At 67.1% G+C, this 5,532-nt stretch carries 5 protein-coding genes; 3 read left to right on the top strand and 2 right to left on the bottom strand.

The genetic code is table 11. From position 1 onward, the window contains the following. The coding region (locus ACTHJJ_RS11830; RefSeq protein ID WP_440303146.1) for a hypothetical protein at positions 1–208 on the top strand (208 nt) is incomplete at its 5' end. Between the two features lie 87 nt (positions 209–295). Here ACTHJJ_RS11830 and ACTHJJ_RS11835 read toward each other — a convergent pair. After that, positions 296–964 (bottom strand): hypothetical protein, encoded by a 669-nt coding sequence (locus ACTHJJ_RS11835; protein WP_440303147.1) that lies wholly within the window; start codon positions 962–964, stop codon positions 296–298. A 173-nt stretch (positions 965–1,137) separates the two neighbouring features. Here ACTHJJ_RS11835 and ACTHJJ_RS11840 point away from each other — a divergent pair, with 173 nt between their 5' ends. After that, positions 1,138–2,361, top strand: coding sequence for a HupE/UreJ family protein (locus ACTHJJ_RS11840; protein WP_440303148.1), 1,224 nt, complete (start codon positions 1,138–1,140; stop codon positions 2,359–2,361). Positions 2,362–2,514: 153 nt separating this feature from the next. Beyond that, positions 2,515–4,053, top strand: a complete 1,539-nt coding sequence (locus ACTHJJ_RS11845) for a fibronectin type III domain-containing protein (protein ID WP_440303149.1) — start codon at positions 2,515–2,517, stop codon at positions 4,051–4,053. A gap of 465 nt (positions 4,054–4,518) precedes the next feature. On the opposite strand, the gene ACTHJJ_RS11850 is transcribed toward ACTHJJ_RS11845, so the two are convergent. Beyond that, positions 4,519–5,136, bottom strand: coding sequence for a cation diffusion facilitator family transporter (locus ACTHJJ_RS11850; protein ID WP_440303150.1), 618 nt, complete (start codon positions 5,134–5,136; stop codon positions 4,519–4,521). Between the last annotated feature and the right edge of the window lie 396 nt (positions 5,137–5,532).

Here is a 5,532-nt window from a genome sequence, read left to right on the forward strand (position 1 = left end):
CCTGAGCGAGGCGGTCCTGCGAGATGAACAAGCCTTGTTCACGGTCGCCGCCCACGACCCAGCCCGCAACGTCACCCTCTCGCTGCTGTCGGCCCTGGGCGCCGACGGCGTGACCCACACCTACCTGCCCGCGATGACCGACGATGAGCAGCACGCCCTCGAACGCAGCGCCGAGACCCTGCGGCACGCCACGTCCACGATCACCTGAGCCATAGCCGTCGCCTGCACCGCGCACAGGAATGCATCGCCCACCACCAGCCGCGGGCGCAACGCATCGTCCTCGAGACCTCGCGCGTCAGTCGAGCGAGATGACGATCCCGGTGTGGTTGCTCAGGACGGCAGCCGTGCCGGCTCGGATGGCGCGCCCGGCTCGCTCGGGTGTGAACGACTTCGGGTCGTACGTTGATGAGGCGCCGAGGCCCTCGCCCCGGTATGACGCGCCCGGCCAATCGGCGGCGGTCACGTTGAACGTGGGTTCCGCCAGTTCCGCGCCCACGACGAGGAAGTTCTGCTGTAGGTGCGCGGCGGTGATCGTGGCCAGGGCGTCGACGAGGTCGTTGCCGGCGGAGATCACGAGCTCGGTCTTGAGGTCGATCGCTCGCTCCACCTTGTCGATGATCTCGTCGTGCTTGGTGACGACGATGTGCTCGAGCGAGACTGACTCGGCCCGGGCCCACTCGTCGATGGCCGTGACCAGCGTCGTCGTCTGCGGGTCTGTCCCCATCGTCACGAGCACCGCTCGATAGCCCTTGGGCGGGTGGACGTGGTCCCACGAGCCGGGTGCGGGCGTGATCGTGCCCTCGGGGGGCGGTGGGTGCTCCTCGTCGTAGAAGTCCGGACCCACAGTGGCGTGCGCGGCGGGTGACGAGGGGGTCGGAGCGGCCACCCCCGACGCGCAGCCCGCGACGAGGGGAACGACAGCGGCTGCGATGAGCGCAGCGTGTGCAAGGGAACGCGGGGGCACTGGGTTCCTCCGGCAGTCAAGGACGTGTCCCTCCTTCCTACTCGATCACTTCAGCCGATCGCCAAACCAGAGCGCGCCTCCCGGCTGTTGTTCTTGCGCTGTTCGCGAGACCGCAGAGACCTGTTCATCGGGTGACGAGAACTTGCAGCATGCGCACAGGTGAAGGAGCGTCCATGAAGCAGGCCCAACGGTGGACCGTCCGGTCAGCGGCAGCGCTCGTCGCGTGTGCTTTCCTCGTCTTCGGTCTGTCGCCGACCCGGTCGGCGTCCGCGCACGGGTTCAGTTCGACCGTGTACGTCGACATCAAGGCAGGCGGGCAGGCGGGGCATGTGCGGACCACGCTCGACCTGGAGTACGACCTGTTCATCGTCTCGGTCGCCGACCAGGAGCACGACGATCCGCTCTACCGTGCGGGAATGCCGGCCTGGGACGACGGCGATCTTCCCGGCCAGGAGAAGGCGCTCAACGACCACGTCGACAGCGCGATCGCCTATCTGACGCACCGGTTCGCGATCTCGGCCGGGGGCACGACGTGCACGCCGACCCGGGTCGGGCGGTTCGACGTCCACATGCGCGACGTCCCCTATACGACGATCACCCTCGACTGGACGTGTCCCGTGCAGGAGCACGACCCCCACCACGAGGTGCGCAGCTCGCTCTTTGGCGATGACGAGGGTTTCGTCAAGGGCGTCGAGACCATCGCCACCTTCGACCTCGACGGTCGCTCCGGCAGCGCCCTGCTGGATGCGAAGAACCCGTCATTCTGCATCCAGCAGAGCCTCGGGCAGCGCGCATGGGAGTTCCTCCTGCTCGGAGCGGAGCACCTGTATGGCGGGCTGGACCACATCCTGTTCCTGCTCGCGCTGATCGCGGGGTCCCGGCGGCTGCGCGAGGTCGTGCTCGCGGCCACGGCCTTCACGCTGGCGCACTCCGTGACGTTCATCCTCGCCGCACTCGGCGTCGTGGCGGCGCCGGCCGACCTTGTCGAGCCGGCCATCGCGCTGTCGATCGCGGCGGTGGCCGGTTGGCACATCTGGCGCGTGGTCACGCGACGCTCGCACGCGTCGGACATCGCGAGGTCCACGGTCGGCCGATTTGAGCTGGACCGGTCCGGATGGGCACGGCTCGCCGTGGTCTTCGCCTTCGGTCTCATCCACGGGCTCGGGTTCGCCAGCGCCCTCGGCATCGACGAGGCGTTCTCCTGGCCACTGCTCTCCTCCCTGCTGGTCTTCAACGTCGGCATAGAGCTCGTCCAGCTCGCCATCATCGCGGCCGTGTTCCCCGTGCTCGCGCTCCTGCGTCACCGGGCTCCCATGGTGGGTTTGGGCGTCACGACGCTGATCGCGACGGGAGTCGCCGTGATGGGGCTCGTCTGGTTCGTCCAGCGCGCGTTCTGAGGTATCGAGCCTCGCCGCTGGGGGAGGCCTTCGGTGAGCGGACACCGACATCGGGGCCGGAGTTCACAGGCAGTTCAAAGAATCCCATTGGGATGGTGACCGGCGGCCCGCTGAAGGGGTCTGCCGCTTCTCCCCAACGAGAACGGACAACTCATGAGACTCAACCTGCCCTCGCCGACGATGCCGCGCGCCGGCCTCGCGGCCGCTGCGGTGGCGACCCTCGCGACCGGCGGCGTCTTCGCGGCTGCCTCGTATGCCGCCCCCGCCGAGGCGACGCCCTACGACATCCTGCTCGGTGTCGGCTCCGACGAGACGTCCCGCAACCTCGCCTGGTACGTCCCGGGCGACAGCGACCAGAAGGTCGTCCTGCAGGAGACCAAGCAGCTCTCCGCCGGTCAGTTCACGAGCAAGGCGACCGTCATCGACGCCGTGGAAAAGCGGAACTGGGTCGGCACGACCACCGCGTCCAACGCCCGCGCCACCCTGTCCGGCCTGAAGCCGAACACCAGCTACAGCTACAAGGTCGGCTCGGACGGAGCCTGGTCACCGGCATACACCTTCAGCACCGGCAACGCGGGCAAGGGGCAGCCGTTCTCGTTCCTCTTCTTCGGCGACCCGCAGATCGGCTCGTCCGGCGACCCTGTTGCAGACGGCAAGGGTTGGGCCGCGACTCTGGAGCACACGCAGGAGTTCAACAAGGACGCCGAGCTGCTCGTGTCCGGTGGGGATCAGGTCGAGACCGCCAACAACGAGATCCACTGGGACAACTTCGCGGACTCCAGCGATGTGCTCAAGCAGGTCACGTGGGCCTCCACCATCGGCAACCACGAGTCCGGCGGTCAGGCGATCATGCAGCACAACTTCACGCCGAACACGGACAACAGTGCTGCGTTCTACCCTGGCGGGAACACGGCCACGGCCGCGGGTGGCAACTACTGGTTCACCTACAAGGATGTCCTCTTCATCGACATCAACTCCAACGCCTACAAGAGCGGCTCCGACCCGGCCCACGTCGAGTACATCAGGGACGTCATCGCCAAGCACGCCGCGGGCACCAAGTGGACCGTGCTCGTGTACCACCACTCGATCTACTCGCCGGCCTCGCACGCGGACGACAGCGACAACAAGGTCCGTCGCGAGGACTTCACGACCGCGTTCTCGGACATGGGTGTCGACCTGGTCCTGCAGGGCCACGACCACGCCTACTCGCGCAGCTACGAGATCAAGAACGGCGCGAAGGCCAACCCGTCTGAGACCCCCGAGCAGACGAAGGTGGACCTCGGCCCAGGCGGGGTCGTCTATGTCACCGCGAACTCGGCGTCGGGCTCGAAGTACTACGACCTGAAGGCCCCGGTCGACCCGACCTACGGTCCGGACCCGCTCGATCAGAGCACCGGCCGCAAGCGTCACTTCGCGAACGCCTCGGAGAACCAGGAGCACGTACGCTCCTACGTCCGTGTCGACGTCAAGTCCGACAAGCTCGAGGTCAGCGGCATCCGCGCCGGCGACTGCTCGGACCTGTCCACCAACCCGGCCGTCGCCCGCAAGAACGTCAAGTGGTGCGGTAGCCCGGCCAACCTGGTCATGACCGACCCGGCCACCGGCAAGAACACGGTCAACATCGTGGAGCCCGTCGCCCCCATCGGCTCGCTCATCGACAGCCAGCGCTACACCCGTCACTTCAAGAACTGACCCTGAGTCAACGCACGCGGTCCTGACCGCTTGAAGGGGCCAGCAGGCCCGGAGCCGCTGACTCCGGGCCTGCTGTCGTGACTCTTCACGCAGAACACTTGAACAGTGCCCTTGACCGGATACGAACCGCGACCGCCGGTCTGGACGCCGCTGGACCGCCTGGCCGTGAATGGGTTGTCTTGTCCCGCGGTCCTTTCCGCAGTATGGAGTGCTGCGGGTCGTTCTGGCCCCTTGGGGCGGATCGGGTCCTCGAAGGGTCGCGCGATGTGAGGTGCGTGGGCCAACCGTTCCCATCACCAGAGATGGCAGCAGACGCCTCGCGGTTGGACAGGAGCTCGGCAGGCCGCCATTGCTGTATCACCCACGGCGTCCGCGGATCAGATCGCCACGGCGCTGCATGCGAGCAGGTCGGAGCGATCCGGGCCGGTCCGCCTCGCCTAGGTCACAAACTGCCCGAACGGGAGGTCAGTCGTCGTCTTCGGGGACATACGGGGCGGCTGACCTAAGCGCCCGGAGCACATCGCGCAACAGACGGAGGGCCGCGAAGGCGATCAGGGCAGACACCAGCAGTGCTGCGGCTGCGTCGAGCCAGAACCAGCGATTGGCGACGACAAGGACGACGCCAACACCCGCCACAACGGCGGCTGCGGCCCCGTCCGCCACAGTGTCGAGGAGGATCGAGCGCATGTGCAGGTCCTCCCTGCCCGCGTCGGCGCCCAGGATCAACGCGGCGCACAGCATGACCACGGCCGCGATCGCTGACGCCACGAGCACCGGCAGTCCGTGAACTTCCGGACTGCCGCTGATGAGGCGGCGAGCGGCCGATATCGCCACGCCGACGGACAGCACCAGCAGCCACACCGCATTTACCAGGGCGACCCAGGTGGTGGCCATCGCGTTGCGATGGCGGTCCCTGAGATAGATCGCCAGAAGGCCCAGGGCCAGCGCGAGCGAGTCGGCAAGGAAGTCGCCGCCCTCGGCGAGCAAGCTGAGCGAGTGCGCGAACAGGCCAGCAACCAGTAGCCCGGCGATCATCGACAGGTTCAGGACGAGCACGAGTGCGACGCGGCGCTGTTGGGTCACGGCTCCGGAGACTACTGGGCCTGTCGGAGCGACACCCTCGCTCACCCCTCGGGCGAGGGTCGGGCGTTCGCCGCCTGGTCATTGCGGGTGATGGCGAGAAGTGCCCCTGGGAAGATTCGAACGTACCACACCCGCTTTAGGAGACCGCCGGATCCCCGCCGGGGGGCTTGCGATTCGGTTGTAAACCAAGAGAATTCGGTTAGCAGGTGATGCCTGATTGCGGGTGGTTCTGGTTCTGCGGGGGGCGTTCGGGTCCCTCATCCGCGTCGTGCGAATGCGAACGAGGGTCCCTCGTATTTGGACGCTATTGCCGTGAACCACCACCCGCAGTTACTGACCAATGAGGTCACCGAGCCATGAAGCCGCCGTCGATGTAAAGCTCCGCTCCGGTGACGA

Origin of the sequence: Intrasporangium sp., from assembly GCF_051961875.1 — a bacterium.
In the GTDB taxonomy this organism is placed as follows: domain Bacteria; phylum Actinomycetota; class Actinomycetes; order Actinomycetales; family Dermatophilaceae; genus Intrasporangium_A.

Bases quoted from the DNA above. Each gene is read 5' to 3' on its own strand.
- ACTHJJ_RS11840 (WP_440303148.1), top strand. From the start codon at position 1,138: ATGAAGCAGGCCCAACGGTGGACCGTCCGGTCAGCGGCAGCGCTCGTC.
- ACTHJJ_RS11845 (WP_440303149.1), top strand. From the start codon at position 2,515: ATGAGACTCAACCTGCCCTCGCCGACGATGCCGCGCGCCGGCCTCGCG.